The organism is Ignavibacteriota bacterium, assembly GCA_016707525.1.
GTDB lineage: Bacteria > Bacteroidota > Ignavibacteria > UBA10030 > UBA6906 > JAGDMK01.
In genome coordinates this window covers 22,920-45,613 of the sequence record JADJHP010000011.1, presented here as the reverse complement: position 1 = coordinate 45,613, position 22,694 = coordinate 22,920, and the positions used below count along the sequence as shown (strand labels likewise).

Sequence of the window (22,694 nt, the reverse complement as noted above, 5' to 3'; positions counted from 1 at the left end):
AGACACTTCGTACTACGGGCATGATGTGTGTACTTCCAGTATGGCACCGTTTGACAGTGTGTAGCAGTTATGCTACATTGGGAGAGTCCGCGTCATGCCCCGTATTGCGACGGATGGCAAGTATGTGATCTACGTGCACGTGCGGGATGAACATCCGCCACCGCATGTTCATGTGTACTATGACGGCAAAGTCTCGCGGGTGTCACTGTTCGATCTTCGGGTCATGGATGCCGTCTCGCAACGGGAATCCCGGATGCTGGAGCGTGTGGTATCCAGGCACCGTGTGCATGCTCTTGCCGTCTGGGCTGAAGTGAACGAACAAAGCGATCGAGAATGAAGAAGGCAGACCACAGGGAGTTCGGAGTCAGGATCGTAGGGTTCGAGTCCGATCTGGAGGAGAGCATCCGATGGGTGTTTCGCCGGACAGGATCACATGACTGGTCCGCGATGGAGCAGCTCCCCGTGCTGTCGCATGATGCTGCGAACACTCTCTGGATCGTGAAGATCGACCAGGCACGTGTACCCCGGACTGAACAGTTACGGGGATTCCTTCACCACACGAGGCATTCTTCCCCGATCTTCCTGCTCTCCGAAGGGATGGATCAACGGTCCACGTCGCAGGCCCTCCTCCGGGAATGGCTTGATCTCTCCGGCGCGAGGGTCTTTGAGGGGAGGAATGGTCAAGACCGGCTGCTGCGCTTTCTCGTCGGGACAGCGGAGAGGAAGCCGGGAGAGATCATCGTGAACGCACGGTTCTCGGACGACGGGCTTCATGTGCGCTTCGGCGACAACGTCCGTGCCGTGGTACCATTCAGGTCGCTGCGCCGTATCGCCGAGGAAGACGACATCCATTGGGATTCATTGCGGATCGCCGGCGAGCGGACATTCATCACGCTCACGGCCGGTGGAGGTGCGGAGATCCCTGTCCCTCATGATGTCCTGCGCGAATTCGCAGTGTGCAAAGCCCCGGAACGCAAAGCTGCGTCCCTTCGGGAACGGAAGCTGACCGCCAGGTCATTCGGGGCGAAACTCAGAGCCACACGCGAACATCACGGCATCACCCAGGAGGCCCTGGCTGCGAAGGTTGGATCCTCCCGGTGGTCCATCCTGCGGATCGAAAAAGGGGACTATCTGCCAAAGGTCGCCCTTCTTCAAAACTTCGCACGCGCACTGGACGTGCAGGTCGAAGAATTGCTGGCCTCGCACTAAGATTGTGGACGATTTGATCCGTGCAGGTGCGGCCTCACCGCCGCGCCGGCGCTTCATGCGGCATCTTCAATGACGATAAGGTGGTGATGCTCCGCGCCGGCAGCACCACCCGGATCGGCTCACCCCTCTTCTGTATCACCAGAGAAGGGTCCATGCGATAGTCCGGCCGATCGACGGTCTCTTCCGCAGCCACATACCGGTACAGCGTCCTGTCACTGCTGCCGCCGCCGCTTACCATCACAGTCACCGCGCTGGCTGATCGCCCCTTGTTCACGATGTAGATGGTGATCTCCCCCTCCGCCCCCCGCAACGCCTGCGCAAGGATGAGCGTGTCCGCCACCGCATCGGTGACGAGCACGGATGCCCCCGGGATCCAGAACCGCGTGATGATGCCGTACCCGTAATACGCCGCCGGCTCGATCCGGACGCCGTCAAGATACCGCTTCTGCTGGATGTCCCACGTGCGCACGAGCTGCCACTGTCCGTCCAGATCGCCCCGGTTGGTGAAGCTCCACCGGTTGAATGCGCTCACCCCTGCATCCAGCCCGCGCAGTATGGATTCGGCATTGGAGAGCGCAGCCGCGAATGTCTTCGGACCGGCATTGGTGTCGCGCCAGCCGAGCGACATGTCGCCGATCTCCGACAGGAACATCGGTTTTTCGTGCGCCCGGGCCCAGCGCACCCACGCCCCCAGCCGCTGCTGCTTCGCACTGTCGATCCCCTGATACGAATGGATGTCGTAAGCGCTGATGTAGGGATCGAAGTCGATCTTTGTGCTGTCGAACAACGGAAGGTCGGTCCAGTCGGGGCCGGAGAGCGCCACGCTGAGCCCCCGCGCATCGAGCGCACGTCGCACGGCCCGCAACGCAGGTGTGTATGGCGCGGCACTGTCGCCGGTCATCCACCACGACCCCCAGCTCCCTCCCGGTGGCTCGTTGGTAATGCACAACCACCGGATGCAGGTGTACCCCTTCACGCGCGTGAGATGCTCCATGAGCGCGGCAAGCCCCTCCGCGAAATCATCCACGGACCGCGGCGCGCTCAACAACGGCTGCACGCCGGGATAGGCGTTCCACCCGACGTTGCTCCACATCTGCTGCAGGAAGACGTTCACCCCGCTGGCCTCGGCATGGTCGAGGATCCGGTACAACGCCCCCATCTCCTCGTTGTTCCAGTCGAAGATGTTCCGCGCGGGTTCGTACATCCGCGCTTCCAGCTCCACGCGCAGGAACGTGAACCCCAGCCACCGCGCATGCCACGCGAGCTGTCGCCATGCCGCGGTGTCGGCAAGCGGCGGGTTGCCGCCCCAGGCGCTTCCGCGTGCATTGATGGTGCGGAGGGCCCACGTGTACGATGTGTCCATGTCGATGGAGTCTTCGCTGACGGCGTGCCACGATGCCCCGATGCCGTAGGTGACTGGCGTGCGCACTCGGTCCGCATGCACGACAATGACGGTGGTGTCCCGCCCGATGGCGAAGGTGCCCGGCAGCAGCAACAGGAGGCAGAGTATCGCTGCGGTCCGTGGGGATCTCAGGATGCGGTCCGATGACATGGGTGAAGGTTCCGATGGCTGTGGGCGTGTGAAACTGAATGTACGCTTCCCGGAGGTGAGTTGCACCATTCGTGGTCGCACCGAAATCATGAAGGGGTGCACCCGCCGGCGTGGTTGACCCGCAACAATACGTTGAGTATCTTATGGGTGCCACACCGGAGATGCGCCGCCGGTGAGCTTCTGATGCGCATTGACTTTGCGCGCAGTGGTCTCTCCCGGCCATTCACGCTGGACGCTGTGGGTTCATTGTTGAGGGGAGTCATCAATGAAGATAGCACCCGTACGCCGCACAGGGTTGTGTACGTTGATCACACTTACTGTCCTTTCGGCCGCATCCATCCCACTCCATGCGGCGGGCAATGAGAAGCTGAACGCACCCCGCAGCACTCTCACCAACGATTCGTACCGCCCGTTCCTCATCAACAACATCTTCAACTACTACGGCAACAACGGCGACGGGTCGAACAATCCGTTCTCCACGAACAACGAGGGGTTTGAGTTCCCCATAGGGACCACCAAAACGACCGTGTTCCAGGATGGTCTTGTCTGGGGCGGCTATCACAAAGGCCGTGCTGTTCCGAAAGTTGGCGGTTCGGTATACCGCCACGGACTCCAGGCCGGCCCCATCATCGCGAATGGCGGCCCCTCCACCGATCCCATTGCCGCGGATGCCAGCCTGCCGGCGTACCGGATGTACCGCGTGCGCCCGGATGTTCATCCGGGCAAGGCGTTCGCGGATGTTGAAGCGATGCTGAACGCCGATGAGGTGTCTTCTATCGCCCGCTTCGAAACCGTGACCGCACGCGACCTGTATGACCGATACGTTGAGGATTGGAACGAGTGGCCGGCGGCCATCGGCGCGCCGTTCACGGATGTGGACACGAATGGCGCCTATGATCCCGCGGTGGATGTCCCCGGACAGCCCGGCGCGGACCAAACGCTCTGGTACGTGTCGAACGATCTCGATACCGCGCGTACGCAGTACCTCGCCGGTTGTCCGCCGATAGGGATCGAGATGCAACGCACGATCTGGGGATACCGGCGCGGCGGCGTGATCGGCAATACGATCTTCAGCAGCACAGTACTCATCAACAAGAGCGGCGCGCTGGTGGACAGTATGTACATCGCGCAGTGGTCCGATCCGGATCTCGGACACGCGGGCGATGACTTCGTGGGATGCGATACGACGCGCGATCTGGGCTATGTGTACAATGGAGCGGCAACCGACCCCGTGTACGGTTCCGCCGTACCAGCGGTGGGCTATGTCCTTCTGCAGGGACCGGTGGTTGCGGGCGCTCCGACGGATACGGCGTTGTTCCTGTCCTCGCAGAGGCCGGGATTCAGGAACCTTCGGCTGAGTGCGTTCACTCTCTTCGGAACCCCGTTCGGTGATCCGGCGCAAGGGGTGAACGGGGATGTGCAATGGTACCGCATCCTGAAAGGCCTGACCCACGGTGCCGGGGTCCCATTCGTCGACCCGCTGACCGGCAAAACGACCGCGTTCTGTCTCGCCGGCGACCCGGTGTTGTCCACCGACGGGAGTGCAGGGTGGGTGGACGGATTGGGTGGCTCCCCGCTCGACCCGCCGCGTTTCAACATGATGATGGGCCCCTTCACGTTCGCCAACGGGGACACGCAACAGGTGATCGTTGCCTGTTTCGCCTCGCAGGGAGTGAACCGCCTTGCGAGCATCGCAACGATGCGGTCCGATCTCCGCGCCGTGCAGAGTGCGTATGCAGGTTTCTCCACCGGAAGGCACATGCCCGCTATCGTTTGCTCCGCGTCCTCTGACAGCACACAGGCTGCCGTATCATTCAGGGTTGATGCGCGGGGCGCATCCGTGACATCCGCCGCGATCGTGCTCTCGACCTACACCGGACAGCCCGTCACTGCGTTCGTTCTTTCGGATGATGGGCTGGACAATGATGGCGCAATGGGCGACGGCATTTGGGGAGGAACGACGTACGTCCCCCTCCAGCGCACAGGAATGAAGGCCGATCTGCACCTCACGTATCTCGATGGCGATACCATTGTGTGGAACAACGCGGTGGATCATATCGCCACCGCCCGGCTCACGATCGCGTCACATACTCTGGTCTCCGACAATATCAACAGCGACGGCGTTGCGAACCCCGGGGAGAACGTCCGCTTCGTGTTCTCGCTGAGGAATGATGCACCCTTCCCGCTGTCGAGGCTGGCCGCGACGGGAACGTTGCGGGACCCGGAGCGTGGTTGGTACGACATCCCGGTGCTGAACAGCGGTGCGCTGTTCCAGCGCGCATACGATGCGGTCGATGGCACGAGCTACTTTTCCTTCGATGTGCCGCCGGCGTATCCGGATACGGTCTTCCGCGTGCCGATCGTCATAAAGGATGACAGCGCCAATATCTGGCGCGACACGCTGAGCTTCCCGGTGCAGGTCCCCCCGGGGAAGGTGTACACAACACCGCTGCCGCACGCGGCAGGCAAGGCCTCAGGCGCATATCACATTCAGATCGTCGACCCCGCACAGGTGAAGGATCACCTCTACGTGATCCGCGGTGACTACAGTACGGGGACGGCCTGGACGTTCACGCTGAAGGACTCCACGACGGGCGTCGTTCTTCTTGACCATCATCCGGCGCCCGACATGCTCGGGCACACCATACCGGTGGTGGACGGCTTCAAGGTGCTCCGGGGCACGATTGATACGACCCCCGGGATGAGGTCGTGGGCGGTGCCGCAGGGGACGCTCAGGTTCTCGCCCGTAGGCGGGTTCCGGGGCCTCTGGTTGGAGGGGTTCAGCACTTCTGCCGACCCGTATGCGTATGACCACGCGCGGGGAACGATCGGTTCGGCAATGACCTACGCCTTCGGCGGGATCGGGACGACGCTCTCGTTTCCGCGCTGCCACAACGTGCTCCTGAAGCTCGCGAACGTGAACAACCAGGCGGTGTGGGATCCGAAGAGCGCGCCGGCGGATACGAATTTCTCCCGGGGCTATCGCTTTCTGAGCGCGGTCGGGGTGACGAGCACCCCTGCGAAGCCGGAGTTCGCCCCATGGATCATCAACAAGGCAAGCGGTTACCCCTATCAGGACTACAACTATAGCGTGCCGTTCTCGGCATGGGATATGGACACCGACCCTCCAGGGCGTCTTGCCGTCGGGCATTTTGAGAACAACGCCATCGACGGGCTTCTCGATGGGCGCTACTGGCCCGGCGATACAACGGTGGACAATAGTGTTGCACGCGAGATGGCATTCATTTTCAGGTCGCCATATACCGATACGCCGGACACGGCGCTTGCGGTGAACCTGTCGAACAACAGGACCACGCCGCTTATGTGGGTCATCGCGTGCAACCGGCGTGCAGAAGAGCCGTGGCCGGGGACGGATCAGTTCCTGATCAACGCATATCACCTTCCGTCATCGCAGGATATATGGGTGTTCAACCCGTCGGTCGTAGCGGACGTGCAGCAGGCGGAACAACCTTTGCGGTTCGCATTGATGCAGAACTATCCAAACCCGTTCAACCCCGTGACGACGATACGGTATGAGCTTCCGGCGCAGAGCGAAGTGACGATCACCGTGTACGATGTGCTCGGACGCGCGGTGAAGCACCTTGTGCGCGACGTGCAGCCCGCCGGGTCGCACGCCGTGCTCTGGCATGGGGACAACGATGCCGGCGGTACTGTTGCGAGTGGCGTGTACTTCTATCGATGTACAGTCGGGCAGTCGGATCGTGGCGGAAAGTTCGATCAGACGATGAAGATGATCGTTCTCAGGTGAACGTGAATACCCCGGCGCGGCATATCCTGATAAGTGCGATGGCGGCATGCGTGGCGATCGCCGCATCACGCACAAGCGCCGTCGCCTCCGGCAACGACAGGGCCGCACCATCACACGCAACGCTGACGAACGAATCGTACCGCCCCTTCCTCATCAACAACCTCTTCAATTACTACGGCAACAACGGCGACGGGTCGCACAACAAGTTCTCGCTGAGCAACGAGGGGTTCGAATTCCCCAAAGGCTCCGACAAACATATCATCTTCGAGGATGGCCTTCTCTGGGGCGGCTTCCATAAAGGCCGCGACACGGCAAAGGCGGGCGGGTCCGTCTACTGGCATGCCCTTCAACCCGGGCCGCTGCTGACGAACGGAACCCCGACCACGGGCCCGGTTGCCGCAGACCCCTCCGATCCACGATACCACATCTACAGCGTCCGCCCGGATGTCGGTCCGGACACCCCGTTTCCGGCAGTCGCGGCGATGCTCAACGCCGAAGATGTCCTATACATCAGCCGCTATGAACCGCTCTCGGCACGCGACATCTACGACCGTTACATCACGGATTGGAACGCATGGCCTGCCGCCGATGGTGCCCCGTTCACGGATGTGAACAAAGACGGCATGTACGACCCGGCAGTGGACATCCCCGGCCAACCCGGTGCGGGCCAGACGCTCTGGTACGTTGCGAATGATATGAACGACAGTCTCACCCAGCGCCTCGCCGGCTGCCCGCCCATCGGCATCGAAGTGCAACGCACGATCTGGGGGTACGGGCGGAATGGCGTGCTCGGCAATACCATCTTCATCAGCACGGTGCTCATCAACAAGAGCGGCGCGCCGGTGGATAGCATGTACATCACGCAATGGTCCGACCCTGACCTCGGGTATGCGGGGGACGACCACGTGGGGTGCGATACGACATTCGACTTTGGCTATGTGTACAATGGCGGCGCGTTCGATGCGACTTACGGCGTCGCTGTGCCCGCGGCCGGATTTACATTCATCCAGGGCCCGATGACACCGGGGGCTCCCACGGACACCGCGCTATTCCTCTCCTCCAGGCGTCCGGGTTTCAGGAACCTCCGGATGAGCTCCTTCGTGGTATTCGTGGACGGCTACCACCAGTTCAACGACCCGGCGCGGGGGACGAACGGGGATCTCCAGTGGTATCGACTGATGCAGGGCACCGATGTGCACGCCGGACGCCAGTTCCTCGATATCAACACCTCGGACACCACGAGGTTCTGCTTCAGCGGCGACCCAGTGAAGTCGACCACGGTAGCGCGGGTGGAGTGGACGGGCAGGCTCCTTTTGTCCCGAGCGACCGCCGCATGTGCATGAGCACTGGCCCGTTCACGTTCGCCAACGGCGACACGCAACAGGTGGTCGTTGCCTGCCTCGCGTCGCAGGGGACCGATCGCCTCGCGAGCATCACGGCATTGCGGTCTGATGTCCGCACGGTGCAGAGCTTCCACAGGAACCTCTCCTTCGGGCGCCGCATGCCGGCGGTGACCGGTACCGTGGCGCGCGATACCGCACAGGCAGCGGTCACATTCCACTGCGATGCGCGCCAGGGGCCTCTCGTTGCCGCAGCCATCGAACTCACGACCGCTGCGGGTTGGACTGTTGCTACGGTCGCCCTCGCGGATGATGGGTTGCACGATGACGGCACCGCGGGTGATGGCATCTGGGCGGGGACGGCGCAGGTGCCCGTTCAGCACACAGGCATGAAGGCCGGGGCGCTGCTCACGTATCGCGGTGGTGAAACCATCGCCCTGGGCAACGTCCTCGACCATATCACCACCGTGCCGATCTCGGTCCTTTCCTTCGGCGTCGCCTCCGACAATATCAACAGCGACGGCATCGCGAACCCCGGCGAGAACGTGCGCTACATCTTTTCGCTGAGGAACGATGCACCGCTGGCAATGCCGAACCTGGTTGCCACATCGGCTCCGTTCACGGGGAGCGGGAAGTACACCATTCCGGCGCTTCCCGCCCATGGACGATTCGAGCCGCAGTACGACGCCACTGTTCCGGGAAGCTACTTCGTGTTCGATGTACCCAGCGGTTATCAGGATTCGACGATGCGCATGGCGGTGGTGGTAACGGACGACAGTGCGAACGTCTGGCGGGATACGCTCGTCTTTCCCGTGCGGCCGTTGCCGGGTCCGGTGTCCACCTCACCGCTCCGGCAGATCAGCGGGAAGGCATCAGGATCGTTCGTCATCCGGATCGCCGACCCGTCGCTCGTGAAGGATCATCTCTATGTCCTCCGTGCCGTTGACAGCGCCGATGTGATCGGCAGTTACTCGCTGAAGGACTCAACGACCGGAGTGGTGCTCGTTGATGCCCATGCTCCGCCTGACGCGCTCGGGCATGAGAGTCCGGTGGTGGATGGCTTCAAGGTGCTCCGGGGAACGATCGGTACGAGCCCCGGCATGAGATCGTGGGCGGTGCCGCAGGGGACACTCAGATTCTCTCCGGTGGGTGGGTTCCGGGGGATCGGGTTGGAGGGATTCAGCAATGCTCTGTTCCCTGATGCCCATGATCCGCAGCGTGGCACGATCGGAGCTGCGATGCACGTCACCCTCGGGGGGATCGGGACGATGCTCACGGTGGCGGACTGCCACACCGTGCTGCTCAAACTCGCCGCGGTGGACAACAATGCTTTGTGGGATCCCCGGGCCGTTCCTGCAGACACGAACATGTCGCGCGGCTACCGCTTTCTGCGCGACGTTAGCCCAACGAGCTCCCCCGCGAAGCCGGAATTCGCGCCGTGGATCATCAACTGGGCAAGCGGCTATCCGTATCAGGACTACAATTTCAGCGTTCCGTTCTCGGCATGGGACATGGAGACGGATCCCCCGACGCGGCTTGCCGTCGGGCACCTGGAGAACAATCTGAACATCGGGCGTCTCGACGGTCGGTACTGGCCCGGTCCTCCCACGACCGACAACAGTGGGGCACGTGAACTGGCGTTCATTTTCAGGTCGCCATACACGGACACGCCGGATCCCGCGCTCGCCGTGAACCTGTCCAACAATGCCACCACGCCACTCATGTGGGTGATGACCTGTGCCCGCAGTGCAGGGGATGTGTGGCCGGGGACGGACCAGTTCATGATCATCGCGCATCATTTCCCATCGTCAGAGGACGCCTGGGTGTTCAATCCGTCGGTCGTGGTGGGTGTGCAGCAGGCGGAACAACCTTCGCGGTTTGCGTTGCTGCAGAACTATCCGAACCCGTTCAATCCTGTGACGACGATACGGCATGAGCTTCCGGCGCAGAGCGAAGTGACGATCACGGTGTATGATGTGCTCGGACGTGCGGTGCGGCATCTGGTACGCGGGGTGCAGCCCGCCGGATCGCACGCTGTGTTGTGGCATGCGGACACCGACGCGGGCGGCAGTGTTGCGAGCGGCGTGTACTTCTACCGGTGCACGGTCGAGCAGTCGGATCGTGGCGGAAAGTTCGATCAGACGATGAAGATGATCGTTCTCAGATGATGTTGGAGATGGTGGGCTGCTTGGGTCCAATGTCCATTCTTCTAGAAGATGGTGAGCAAAACAACAATTCGTGCATGTTAGGTCCGGAAATTGGCCACCATGCATCAGGGAGTGCATCCGGAGTTGAGTTCGGCCTGCCGATCGCCCACACCGAACCGCCGGAGCCCCCACCGCAACAGGGACCGGCCCATCGACGTATCAGTAGCAACTCCACGGTCCCGCGTGGATCGCATCCGGGCTCACGGGCCTGGCCGTGCATGGAAGCGCCTGGTACGACTGCGGTTGAAGATGTGTACTGATCTCACATGAATCGGAGTTCAGCATGCCACGAACCATCCTCACGAAACGCGACATCGATGCGCGCCGGTGCACGCGGATCTACAGCCGCCCCTTCTCCTGATGGCTACGGCTCCCGCATCCTGAAGTACATCCCCGCTGAGGTCGTCACGGTCTATATCGCCGTGCAGGGCGTCATCATCGCGGCCGATCCCGCCGGCCCGAACGCCACGATCCTCTGGATCGCCTTCGGCATTCTCCTGGCGCTCACGCCGGTCTATCTCTGGCGCATCACGCACGTGACGAAGGCCCTGCAGCTCGTCATTGCCACGGTCGCCTTCGCGGTGTGGGTCTTCGCTCTCGGCGGGCCGTTCGCGTTCACGCCCTGGTACCAGGCGGTGTACGGCGCGGTGCTGCTCCCGTTGTTCACATTCATCGTAGGCATCATCATCCCGAATGCGACGCCGACTGCCTGACCGGATATACAGGACGTTCGGCGTTAAGATGCGGAAGTAAGAGTTTCATGCACTGTTGAGAGTCTGGCTTTACTCAACGTCTTGAGTAATTTTACTCAATGCATTGAGTAAACGGCGAGAAGCCCGCCAACCGAACGGCTCTCAGGAGCATCCGTGAAGAAGGCAGGAACTCCCCGCCGCCACCACACGTTACGGAGTCAGCAGATACATCGATCACTCAAGGGAGGAACATCATGGCTAGCGGATATGCGCTGTCGATCGGTCTCAACGCGGTGGATCCTGATCACTACGCCGGCTGGTCCGGCAACCTCATTGCCTGTGAGGCGGATGCCCGCGACATGATGGCGATCGCCGACAGCCAGAAATTCAAGGGGACGATGCTTCTCACGCTTGCGGCCACGCGCAAGAACGTGATCGCGGGTATCACGACGGCGGCGGGCAAGCTGAAGAAGGGCGATATCTTCCTTCTCACATACTCGGGGCACGGTGGTCAGGTGCCCGACACGAACGGGGAGGAATCGGATGGACAGGATGAGACGTGGTGCCTGTTCGATGGTGAGATGATCGACGATGAACTCGACGCACTCTTCGCGAAGTTCGCCGCCGGGGTGCGCATCCTGGTGTTCTCGGACAGCTGTCACAGCGGCACCGTGACGCGCGAAGCATTCCTCCGTGGCACGCCGTTCGAATTCCCGCGCGATGCCACCGGAGCTCCGATGAAATACCGGTTCATGCCTCCAGAGGTCGCCCTCCGCACGTACCGCGAGAACAGGAAGTTCTACACGCAGATCGCGCGCCCGTTCGCGGACAAGAAAGCACCGCCGCACCCGAAGGCCTCTATCCTTCTGTTCTCAGGCTGTTAGGACAACCAGACCTCCGCGGACGGTACGTACAACGGGCTCTTTACGGCGAATCTTCTGCGGGTGTGGAACAATGGTCGGTTCAAGGGGGACTACACGCGCTTCCACCGCGACATCCTGCGGCGCATGCCGCCCGATCAGTCGCCGAACCTCTACAAGACTGGCGCGGTGGATACGGCATTCTATGCGCAGAAGCCGTTCACGATATGAAGTTCACCGGGGACCGCCCCTCGTACCGGTGGCGGTGTCTGCTGGACGCCGCTCCGTGCAGGACAGGGAGGATCCTCGAACAGCTCTGATGCATGTGTGAAATGCACACGGGGGGAAGTGGACCGTTCAGGTACCGCTTCCCCCCGGTGCGTTCCTGTCGGATGCCTGTCGCGTGCCCATCGCGTGCCTATTCCGTCGTCGGATCCGCGAGAGTCTCCACCCGCAGCCCCAGCCGCTCCGCCATGAGATGTCCGAACACGTCCCAGAATTCCCACATCTCTGTCGGCGTTCCGCCTGTCTCCTCCTCATGCATCTTCATGAGATGCGCCAGCCCCCGCTCCCGCGCATCGTCCGACTCCACCATCGCCTGTCTGGTCTCGAGGAACACCTCCTGCGCCCAGAGCTGATCCAGCGCCAGGCAGAGCTGCAACGTGGAGCGCGACTTCTCCAGCATCAGCGCGTCGTTAGCGCCGATGAACAGCACCTTCCGGACGGGTTCCATCGGGAAGAAGAGCACCTGCCACGCCGATGGCATGGCGCTCTCGGTATCGCCGGGCTGCGACACGAACACGTACTCACGGGAGAGGTCGACCCGCACGTTGTCGTCTTCTGAAGATGGAAGTGCACCCCTTCGCCGTCGATGTAGCCCGAGCAGTTCGATGCGGCACCGACGGAGCGGATGGACGCGACGAGCTCCGCGAGCGGCACAGAGGTGGGCACACGGAGATGGCAGTAGGGTGGGACCTCCTCGCCCCCGAAGTAGATCTGAGGGGCCAGGTCCCGGGTGGTTTCGAAGAGTTGTGGGAACATGGATGATTCCTCCGTTAGATTGAATACGTCAAGATACGGGGGAATTCCGACGGGGAAGGATCATGAAATGAGACAAATCCAATCCTGTGTGCGGCGTGAGATCTTGACTTATGCAGGTTCATGAGAAGAAAGGGGTGTTACAAAACAAAAAACCCCGATGGCCAGTTTCGGTGGGCCACCGGGATCCGGATCGTTGCATCACTTTCCAGCACTACATCGAGAACCAGGCCTACCGCAGTAGCATGAGTGGTTTCGTTAAGACGAGCGTCCCTACCTCCATTCGGTAGAAATAGATCCCACTAGGAAGACCCGTTGCGTTGAAGGTCACCATGTGATACCCTGCGTCAAATTCTCCATTGGCAAGCTCTGCGATCTCTTCGCCGAGTGTATTGTACACCATCAGTCGAACCCGGCTCTGTGTCGGCAGTCCGAATGTGATGTTGGTCGTGGGATTGAACGGATTCGGATAGTTCTGCGCCAGGACCCATTCACCAGGCACTCCCTGATAGCGATCAACTATTCCCGTAGTGGAGCGTATGAAATGTGCTGTGACGCTATACGAGCCCCACCCGGCAAGATTATGCGCCCGCACCCGCCAGTAGTATCCCATGTTCTTTGCCATGTTGCGAAGCACCGCGGTTGTATCGGTCAGCAGAGAATCCGTAGCTTTGATGATGAATGCTGAGTCGATACTGTATTCCGCCCAGTAGCGGTCGACCGCAGGACCACTTGTTCTCCACCGCAAACGAAGAGTATCGGCATTCACCACAGTATTCTGGGCCGGTTCTATCAGCGTCACGGCAGAAGGGAGGGACATCCCTGTGGGAGAACTTCCATGCTGTTGAATACGCGCTTACCCCTGTGACAGGATTGTATGCATTGACCCGCCACCAGTACGTAGTAAGGAAGGATAAGGAACGCAATACGATAACGGTATCGCCGGTCGGGAAATCCGAGTAAATGAGTCCTGTCGTGAATGAAGAGTCTCCGGCAACCTGGAGATGGAACGATGTCGCACCTACCGGCCGTGTCCACCGTACCGTGATTGGCGTGTCAAGGCCAGCTGCCATGAGAGCCGGAGCGATGAGCTTGGGTACTGCGGGGTCTGAATCGAGCGTTCGGAAACGCCACATCTGTGACCAGGGACTCAGTGAGCCACCGTTTCTGCCGCGCACTCGCCAGAAGTACTGTGTGTTGTACTTGAGGGCAGAAACCGTTCGGGAGGTGTCGATCAGTGTCGAGTCATTCAGAACGATGCTTGTATCAACCCCACTTGAGGCGCTGATCTGTAGCTGATACAAGGCGCTTCCTGCAAGCGGCCTCCATGCCAACCTAACCGGTAGTGCCTGTTCGGTGGCTTGATCAGCAGGACGCTCCAGTGACGGAGCCCCCAGCACGGTATGGAAGTGCCAGATCGGGGAATACGTGGTTTGCAGTGAAGCTGTCTCTGTTCGGACCCTCCAGTAGTAGGTCACATTCTCGTTGAGCGAAGGGACGATGGCCGATGTGTCTGTCCCGGTAGTGTCCTCATAGATCGTGCCCGTGAACGTCGAATCTGCAGCTACTTGGAACCGGTAGAAGGCCGCGCCCGGAACTGCACGCCATTGCAGGAGTGCGGACAACGGGATATTCAACGCTCCGTCGACGGGTGATTTCAACTGAGGTGCCGACAGGGGAGTCGCAAACCATCTGTAGTTCTTCCAGTTCCCCGTGTTCCATCCGGCGGAGTTGCCTGTGGCCACACTCCACTTCACGATAGCCCCCCCCGGCAATCCCGACACAACCTTGAAGGTGTCGACCACCGTAGAATCAGACATCCCCGAGAGCCAATTGTCCGTGGAGTAATTGAGCCAGTACTTTGTGGCACCCTCGACCTTTCTCCAAGCGAACTTCACCGGTTGTGGTACCGTCTCGCCGTTGGCAGGGGTGACAAGCTTCGTGGTATCAGGCAGACTAGCGGTCCCGAGGATAATGTTGAACGCAGGACTGATCCAATCACCCGCATCGGTGAGAAGGGTGTTAGAGCCATAAGGCCCACCGGTCACATAGCAACCACACGAGATGGAATAGGCCCCATTCTCGGTGATTAGCGAAGAGCCGAGCAGGTATGTCAACGTCGTGATCGATTGTCCCCGGTTCAACGTGTAGGGAGTGCAGCTGTACGCTCTGTCATAGGGCGTTTGAGTGTCCCGATCGAGTCTGATCTCGGTGACAACGACAGTATTGTCTTCGGCGCCTGTGTATGTTGGATTGGTAACATCGATCTCCACACGCAAATGTGTCGGCCGGAATTGATGTCCTTGATCCATTGGGCAACAGCTGACCAGTTGAGTTATTGTACACTCTCATGCTTGGCATGAACGGCGTGTTGTGTCTATGGGTGTCGTAGGTTATTCCGCTACCGGCGACATAGATGGACTTGCGTCCCCAGTACTGCTCACCCCATAGGGTATTGCGGCTGTTGTACACCTTGTAATTGTAGGTCCCCGCAGGGAGGCTGTCGAATTGAGCGACCGAACTTGTGTTCGCCCGTTTCTGGCCAACAAAGTATCCGGACGAATTGTACAATTCGATACGCCCGGATGGTCCGGTGAGTCCCCAATCGAGCTCCTGGAAGAGCGTGATATTCAATGAACCCATGGGAGGTCCGGGAAGCTTTCCCCAACAAAACTGCCTGGGATAAGCCTCTTGTGAGACCCCGCTATATGTCCAACTGGGGCGGAAATCACTGCTGTACACCTTATATGTGTTTCCCCGGATATATGTTGGCTCGGGATCTCCCAGGTTCCACTGTGTCCTGCTGTACATAGAGTCATTGTTAAGAAGGCACATCACGACATAGTTTTTGCTGATGTCGGGAACAATGCCTCTCCAGTAACCCGGATAGGGATCTCCGGATCCCTGGAAGGACATCGTGCTCACATAGTATCCGCTTTCATCGTAAATCTGAACGGCCGCACCCGAGTAGATCGAACTGCCATGATAGAGGACCTGCGTTGTAATGAATCCCCTGCCAGCCGTGATCGTAAAGGTGCGGGTGTAGGAGTTGTCGTTCTCATTGAGTTCTCCGACGCTGTTCGTGGCATCGACCATCAGCGTGAACACGTGCACCCCCGGTCCGAGGGAACCAATGCTGATATCAGTGTACGGACTGTAATACCCCGCGCTTAATGAGGTGTATGCTTGATATCGTTGAACGCCGTCGACAAACAGCCGGACGTAGAACGAATAGGCTGAGGATGTTCCATTGTTCAAGTATGCGAAATCGACATACACCGGCTGATCCGTCGAAATGGAATAGGCGTCTGACGATGTGCCGTAGACATTGGAGACCACAATGACATCCGACCAGCCCACGGGCTTGTAGAACGTCAGATTCGGTCCGCCAAGCACCTTTTCGGTCTGATCGGGTGCAACGATGGAGTGTGATTCCGGGGCAACCTGCGCGGTCTGACCAATACCAGCACATTGCAGGAACAGAGTAAGGAATATCAAAGCAATCAATGATGGTTTCATCGGATTTCTCCTTGTGAAGCAGTATTGCACCCCACCCACATGTGTGAGTATTCGAAGAGAGCTGGTTACGGTCTCCAACGGGGATTGTATCCGCTGCAGGGATGCATCGAAAGCGGATACCTCGAGGGAGATTCCACTCCCCGCACAGGCAATTTCTGACGGTATTCTGTGTCCGAATGCCGTCAGAAGAAGCGCTTCGCTAAATATTGTGTTGTCCGAAGCAAGGTGATGGGATCTTGATGGACCCTATGCGGGAAGGGTCCCGAAGTTGCAGCACAACATATCCCCAACGTACATATCCGGTCTTGACCGAACACTTGAATCCGGGGCGAAAGAACCCGGACGAACGACAAAACCTCCCCATCCAAATCGACGAAGAGGTTCTCGTTCACAAGTGCTCCCCCGCTCTTTCCCCACCGAGATGCGTATCAACAACCAAAAGTAAAGAACAGCACAACAAATGTCAACGAGCGTTTGGTGGAAGCTGTGGGTCGGCGCTTTGACGGCAGCCAACCGGTACATCAGAGAAACCAGCAAGCGTTGATGCGTCCCAGGCCATGGTGGTCGAGCGAAAGATACGTCAAGAGCGGAAATCGATGCAAACAAGATCCGGGTTTTCGGTGAGCACAGTCAACTGTAACAAATATAGAAATACAGTGGTTTGGAAGATCCCAACAGGTTTACCCGTCGGCGCATTGCCGATTGATAGGTACCGCATGAGAAAGCACATCGATCATTTACGAAGAAAGGTGGGGGAACATACGACATGACAACAAGGTCGCTCGTGTTTCTGACCGTGGCGCTTTGCGCATCGACCATGAACGCGCAGTTTCAGCAGTACGGCGGGAAGCTCGTAGGCTCCGGAGCCAGAGGTGGGGCCGCACAGGGAATTGCTGTTGCAATCTCCGCAGACGGTTCAATTGCCGCTATCGGGGGGGCATCAGACTCTTCTGGATATGGAGCGGTCTGGATCTTTGCTCTTGAGGGGGGGCGTGGAAGCAGGTCGGTGGCAAGCTCACAGGCTCCGGCGCTTCGGGCAACCCGCATCAAGGGTCATCCGTTGCGATCGCAGCGGATGGGAAGACGATCGTTGTCGGGGGGCCGGCCGATTCCGCGGGTTCTGGCGCAGCATGGATCTTTGTTCGCTCCGGGACCGGTTGGATCCAACAGGGTCCCAAGCTTGTCGGCAGTGGTGCCGTGGGTGTGTCGGCGCAAGGGCAGTCCGTTGCCATATCAGCCGATGGGGATCTCGTTGCCGTTGGTGGACCATTCGATGACGGTCTCGAAGGAGCCGTGTGGCTCTTCTCGCGGAGTAATGGCGTGTGGAAACAGGAATGGGAGAAGATCCACGGAACAAGTGGCAACCTTGGAAAGGCGCGCCAGGGATTTGCCGTCAGTCTCTCTGCGGATGGACACACGATTCTCTCGGGAGGGCCGCTGGATTTCATGAAATTTGGGTCCGCGTGGGTTTTCACGGCGGGAGGGGAGAAAGTCGATTCACGGTACATTCGCGCCATTACGGCGGGAGACACCCATCTGTTCGCAGGAGGGGAAGGTGGGATGCTCTTCTATTCCGGCAACGCCGGCGTGCACTGGACGCGAATCAGTCAGATGTGGTTGGACTCGGCGATCATTTCCATGGCGGCCATCGGCCCGGTTGCGTTTGTGGGGACCTACGGCAAAGGCGTGTATATGTCATCGGATGCAGGTGCAACATGGACACCCATGAACACCGGACTTGCCAACAAGAGTGTGCAGGCACTTCTCGCCTACGATACGCTCCTCCTCGCAGGTACTGATGACGGTGTGTTTCGGTCATCGTACGCTGGGCAGAACTGGACCCCGACCGGTGGCGCGATCGCGGGGAAGGTCGTCCGAAGCCTGTTGCGATCATCAGGCGGACTCTTCGCCGGGACGGAGAATGGAGAGGTCTATCGATCAACGGATCTGGGGGGGGTGGGACCCTGCGAATTCGGGCCTTCCTGGGGCATCGGTTCTCGCCCTTGCCACGATGGGTGAGAGTCTGTACGTTGGTACGCCGGTTGGGGTTTATCGATCGGTCAATGGGGGAAACCAATGGACACAGATCAATATCGGGCTTTCCGGCAACCAGGATGTGGAGAGCTTCGCCGTGGTGGGGTCAGTGTTGTTTGCCGGGACCTACGGCAGCGGAGTGTTCCGTTCCACAAATGGTGGCGACCTCTGGGAGCCTGCCAACGCCGGTATCGCGAATCGTGTTGTCCGTTGTCTTGCCGCGACCGCAGCAGGTCTTTTTGCGGGAAGCGATAGCGGCCTGTTCCGTTCGGTGGATGGCGGCAGTGCGTGGCAACGGACAAGCCTTGGCTGGCAACAGGAAGCGATCCTTCATCTCTGGCCGGATGGCTATGAGGCCGGGCAAGGATATGCTGTTGCGCTTTCCGCGGATGGTAACACCGCGATCCTGGGAGGACCCTATCACGCCCGTGGGGCTGGAGGAGCCTGGGTATTCCATCGGGAAAATGGAATATGGCAATCTGATGGCGGTGGTCACATGTCGGGATTGGGTGCCACAAATGCTCCCGGCTACGGGTATTCCGTTGCCCTGTCACTCGACGGCAAGACGGCCGCATTCGGTGGGGTTTCGGACGAGGCCGGACGCGGATCGTCATGGGTCTTTTCCCGGACGCAGGACGGGTGGTCACAAGTGGGTGGAAAACTTGTTGGGACGAGCGGTTCGGCACGACCAGGGCAGGGTGCTGCGATCGCACTCTCGGGCGACGGATCGACCGTTATCGTTGGAGGACCCGGCGATGACTCGATTGGTGGTGCATGGCTATTCACCAGTACGATGACCGGAATAATCGGGCAGGGAGGCGAAAGGCCCTTGACCTTCTCGCTGGCACAAAACTATCCTAATCCCTTCAATCCCGAAACCACGATTGAATTCGATGTGGCCAGTGAAACTAGAGTTGATATCGCGGTCTATGACGTACTTGGACGCATGGTGGCCGATCTTGTGGGAGAAGTCAAACAGCCGGGACATTACTTGACGCGGTTCAATAAGGCCGGATTGTCCAGTGGGGTCTACTTCTGCAGAATGCACGCCGGTCGCTTTGTTCAAGTTCGTAAGAGGTGTTTGATGCGTTAAGCTCCGCCTTTCGGGATGGTAGACAACCCAGCAACGATCCGAGAGTTGTTATTCGGCGGGATCGTAGTGAACTTTTGTTTCGATATGTCGCCAGAGTGTTCTCGCAGTAGCATTCTTCTGGCGGAGGCATCCTTTTTCTTTTTTTTTGAAATGATACATTTTTTTCGGCAAGGCTGTGCCCTTGCAGCGATAGTTGATTATCAGTGTGCAGAGGCATGGGATGAATAGCTCATGGGGAGGTGACACAATTCGCGGTAAGTGAGTTCGTTGGAAGTGTCTGCACCGGATGAGTGGGTATGCGTTAGGTGATCGCCATGGTTGGTTGGAGCTGAGCATTCTGCAGGGACCTTTCGAATCTCTTTCCTCTCGGCTGTTCTTACTCGTCACCCGATCTTTCGCAATCGAATTGACCCTCTCCGCTGTAGGAGATGACAAGCGATGAGTCTGGCGCCGGAGACGTGTTGTGCGTCCTCCGTTTCTGCTACGTGTGCCATCTCCTCTACCTCAGGTCTTCACGATGAATTTCGCTGTTGCTCACAATAGCTGTGCCTTGTCACAATCTCTCGGAGGTTCTCTATGAAACGCCGTGCATGTGTCGCAGGTGCCCTCATGCTCGTGGGCATCTGGTTTGGTTTTGGCAATCTGCTTGCTCAGACGCCTATCGCCCCACCCCCTAACGAGCCCATTATCCCGGATATCCGTGATGGCCGGTTGGATGGCGAATTGGTTCAAGTTGAAGGCTTTGTGGATTTTTGGGAAGAAGTGAACAACAAGACGATGATCAAGTATCAGTTGCGTGATGACTGGGCCAACATGATACCCGTCATGAGTCCTTCAAGCCATCCCATCGTCAAGGGGCGATTCGTCGTGAAAGGCACCGTCAACACATATACTGGGACGAATCAGCGCTTCATCGATGAGCATGAGCGCCAGGAAATCGGCAGCACGGGCAGTGCCGACAAGGCAAAGTTTGTCGAGATGCGCATCCGGCAGGCACGGAATGAAGTGGCCGATCTTGCATCCAAGTGGTGGTTGGATGGATCCCGGCCCGCCCGTTTGCTCAGGGATGCCGAGAGTGCTTTCGCGGACAACAGGTTGGACGATGCCAAGATGCTTGCTGACGAGACTCTTGCTGCATGCGACAAAGCGTCATACAGCGCCGCATTCTACGTTGCCATCGTTGCCGGTGTATTTCTCGCGGCACTCGTGATCGTCCTCATCGTGGCATTGCTCCGTCGCGGCGGTGTGAGTGGTGGCCAGAACAAAGTTGAAGCAACCAAAGTGAAGGGTGATGTCGTCATCATTCATGTTCCTCCTCCGGGCACGCTGAAAGTTCTTCCGGGTACCTTCCAGGTGAGCGGCGACACCAAAGTGCAGGAGATCCGTCTGTTCAGGACACGCGAGAATGCAGACCTGGAGTTCACGTTTGGACGTGAGACTGGTCCCCAGTTCAAGCACATCCAACTGGAGCATCCAACCGTTTCACGCGATCAGATGAAGCTGTTGTTCTCGAACGGCGCATACACCGTGATCAACCGCGCTGATCCGGCAAAGAGCAATGCGACGGAGATCAATGGCGCCGTGCTGGGTCTGAACGAGACCGCGAAGCTTGCCGACGGCGACAAGATCACAATGGGCGCAGTTTCGCTTGTCTACAGAGCGAACGGCAAATGATCCCGATCGGGGTAGCGGAATCCTCGCTCGCCGGGTTACGGCACGGGAACGAGGATAGCGTCGCTGGTGGGAGCCTTGGCAGGAACGCCCAGATCATCCGGGCGTTCCTTGCCGTGGCAGACGGGATGGGTGGAATGGCGGCGGGTGACGTGGCCAGTTCGCTCGCGATCCGGGAGGTGCAACGCCTGCTGGAGGACGAAGTCCACCGTGCCACCGGTCCCGACAGAATGCCCTGGGCTGGGATCCTCCGCGACATCGTTCGTGCGGTGAACGCACGTGTGTATGCTGAAACGGAAGAGAACCCGGTCCTGAACGGCATGGGCACCACCCTCACGGTCGGTGTCGTCTTCGATGATGGCGACTATATCATTGCGCATGTCGGTGACAGCCGGGCGTATCATCTGTCACCATTCTGCGACCCTGAACAGCTGACCGTCGATCACAATGCTGCCGCGGAAGCCGTTGCGTCGGGGATGCTGAGTCCGGAGGCCGCCCGGACTCATCCATTCGCCAATGCGCTCACCCGCTCGATCGGGGAAGCGACTGTGCCCGCCGTGGACATCGTCGAGGGCCACCTCCACGATGGAGATATACTCCTGCTGTGCACGGATGGCGTTCATAAGGCCGTCGAACCCGCGGATCTCCAGTCGCTGATGTACGATGCCCATTCGCTGAAGCAGGCGACGCACGAAGCGACCGAACGTGCGCTCGCCAATGGTAGTGATGACAATGTTACGGTCATTGCCCTCCAATACGGTGACGTCGACCGGCCCTCCCATTCCGGAAAGCGTTCAGGCCTCGTGTACGAATTGGAGCGGCGGTGGTACCACTTCGGTGTGCTCGAGTGGACCGCACTTGGTCTGTTCGTCGCTTTTGTGATCGCGCTAGCAGGGCTCTCCTGGCTCATCAACAGGGATGAAGTCTCAGCGTCCGATGAAGGCACCGGTCCCGGCGGTGGAATCCATGCTGAGGATTCCGCTGACGCGACCAGAGCTCCGGAACACTCCGTTCTGTATCTCGAGCCGATCGATACGCTATTGGAAAAGTCGATCGATGCCGACTCCTCAGCAAGGAGGAGAACAGATGGGGCAGCGGATGTCAAAGGCACACCAGATGTGCGGCCGCCCAATGCCAATCCTCGTGGAGTTCAATCCGGGTCCACGCCTGATGCACACATACATGGTTCTCGTGATGCAGCCGTGGTGAAACCTGCCTCGTCGCATGCTCAGACGTCAGCATCGGACCAGGATCAGTCCCGCATGGCTCCGCCGCGAACGGAAGCTCCCATGGGTTCGGGATTTGCTCCAGCAGATTTGATTCAGCCGGATTCAACGCCCGGCCGTCCCAATACCGATTCCACGGCAAAGCCGACGGTCTCCACTGCATCCGGAGTTGATGCATCGGAGAGCATCAGAGAGCATTGCCGTCTCGGCGACGGATACCTGAAGGATGGGAAGATCGCACTGGCGATCGATGAATTCAAAAGGGCTGTGCGGAGTGGCAAAAAGCCTCTACCTGAGTCACGTGAATCTCAACAAGTCCTTCTCGAAGCGATGTACAGACTCTGGTGCGCCGGGGCGAAAGCATTGGAAGCAGAGTCGGACGCCCCACCGGTCAATCAGTCCGAAGTGGACAACTACTGGGAGGATTACGAGAAGCAAGCAAAGCAGTTCGGCCATGCTGTGAAAACAAAGACCTCGTGTTGAT

At 59.3% G+C, this 22,694-nt stretch carries 14 protein-coding genes and 1 pseudogene; 11 read left to right on the top strand and 4 right to left on the bottom strand.

Going from position 1 to position 22,694, the window contains the following annotated elements:
• The first annotated feature begins 94 nt into the window (after positions 1-94).
• Together IPI01_16760 and IPI01_16755 are read left to right on the top strand one after the other, a co-directional pair.
• A complete protein-coding gene (locus IPI01_16760) occupies positions 95-337 on the top strand; it encodes a DUF4160 domain-containing protein (GenBank protein MBK7259416.1) in 243 nt (80 codons plus the stop codon).
• Between the two features lie 260 nt (positions 338-597).
• The gene (locus tag IPI01_16755; GenBank protein ID MBK7259415.1) at positions 598-1,209 is read left to right on the top strand and encodes a helix-turn-helix transcriptional regulator; all 612 of its coding nucleotides are present in this window, start codon (positions 598-600) and stop codon (positions 1,207-1,209) included.
• Positions 1,210-1,243: 34 nt separating this feature from the next.
• Here the strand turns inward: IPI01_16755 and IPI01_16750 are convergent, their stop codons facing one another.
• The gene (locus IPI01_16750) at positions 1,244-2,761 is read right to left on the bottom strand and encodes a cellulase family glycosylhydrolase (protein MBK7259414.1); all 1,518 of its coding nucleotides are present in this window, start codon (positions 2,759-2,761) and stop codon (positions 1,244-1,246) included.
• 265 nt (positions 2,762-3,026) lie between these two features.
• Between IPI01_16750 and IPI01_16745 the strand changes: the two genes are divergently transcribed.
• From IPI01_16745 to IPI01_16725, 5 genes and pseudogenes are all read left to right on the top strand, one after another.
• Positions 3,027-6,530: a T9SS type A sorting domain-containing protein gene (locus IPI01_16745; GenBank protein ID MBK7259413.1), complete on the top strand. Its 3,504-nt coding sequence runs from the start codon at positions 3,027-3,029 to the stop codon at positions 6,528-6,530.
• Positions 6,527-7,873, top strand: coding sequence for a hypothetical protein (locus IPI01_16740; GenBank protein MBK7259412.1), 1,347 nt, complete (start codon positions 6,527-6,529; stop codon positions 7,871-7,873). Before IPI01_16745 ends, IPI01_16740 begins: the two co-directional genes overlap by 4 nt.
• Entirely contained in the window at positions 7,870-10,038 is a 2,169-nt protein-coding gene (locus IPI01_16735; protein ID MBK7259411.1) for a T9SS type A sorting domain-containing protein, read from the top strand. The genes IPI01_16740 and IPI01_16735 overlap by 4 nt, the downstream gene beginning before the upstream one ends.
• Positions 10,039-10,394: 356 nt before the next feature.
• Positions 10,395-10,790, top strand: a complete 396-nt coding sequence (locus tag IPI01_16730; GenBank protein ID MBK7259410.1) for a hypothetical protein — start codon at positions 10,395-10,397, stop codon at positions 10,788-10,790.
• A 233-nt stretch (positions 10,791-11,023) separates the two neighbouring features.
• A pseudogene (locus tag IPI01_16725) lies at positions 11,024-11,860 on the top strand (caspase family protein).
• Positions 11,861-12,047: 187 nt separating this feature from the next.
• Here the strand turns inward: IPI01_16725 and IPI01_16720 are convergent.
• The 3 genes from IPI01_16720 to IPI01_16710 form a co-directional block, all read right to left on the bottom strand.
• Complete coding sequence (locus tag IPI01_16720) at positions 12,048-12,458, bottom strand: hypothetical protein (protein ID MBK7259409.1); 411 nt, start codon at positions 12,456-12,458, stop codon at positions 12,048-12,050.
• Between the two features lie 441 nt (positions 12,459-12,899).
• Positions 12,900-13,487, bottom strand: coding sequence for a T9SS type A sorting domain-containing protein (locus IPI01_16715; protein ID MBK7259408.1), 588 nt, complete (start codon positions 13,485-13,487; stop codon positions 12,900-12,902).
• 1,352 nt (positions 13,488-14,839) lie between these two features.
• Positions 14,840-16,186 carry a hypothetical protein gene (locus tag IPI01_16710; GenBank protein ID MBK7259407.1) on the bottom strand — a complete coding sequence of 449 codons (1,347 nt, stop codon included), beginning with the start codon at positions 16,184-16,186 and terminating at the stop codon, positions 14,840-14,842.
• 1,446 nt (positions 16,187-17,632) lie between these two features.
• Between IPI01_16710 and IPI01_16705 the strand changes: the two genes are divergently transcribed.
• The 4 genes from IPI01_16705 (at position 17,633) to IPI01_16690 (ending at position 22,693) form a co-directional block, all read left to right on the top strand.
• The gene (locus IPI01_16705; GenBank protein ID MBK7259406.1) at positions 17,633-18,205 is read left to right on the top strand and encodes a hypothetical protein; all 573 of its coding nucleotides are present in this window, start codon (positions 17,633-17,635) and stop codon (positions 18,203-18,205) included.
• Positions 18,198-19,313 (top strand): T9SS type A sorting domain-containing protein, encoded by a 1,116-nt coding sequence (locus IPI01_16700; protein MBK7259405.1) that lies wholly within the window; start codon positions 18,198-18,200, stop codon positions 19,311-19,313. The genes IPI01_16705 and IPI01_16700 overlap by 8 nt, the downstream gene beginning before the upstream one ends.
• A 576-nt stretch (positions 19,314-19,889) precedes the next feature.
• The gene (locus IPI01_16695; GenBank protein MBK7259404.1) at positions 19,890-20,987 is read left to right on the top strand and encodes an FHA domain-containing protein; all 1,098 of its coding nucleotides are present in this window, start codon (positions 19,890-19,892) and stop codon (positions 20,985-20,987) included.
• Positions 20,984-22,693 (top strand): protein phosphatase 2C domain-containing protein, encoded by a 1,710-nt coding sequence (locus IPI01_16690; protein ID MBK7259403.1) that lies wholly within the window; start codon positions 20,984-20,986, stop codon positions 22,691-22,693. Before IPI01_16695 ends, IPI01_16690 begins: the two co-directional genes overlap by 4 nt.
• Position 22,694: the final 1 nt, after the last annotated feature.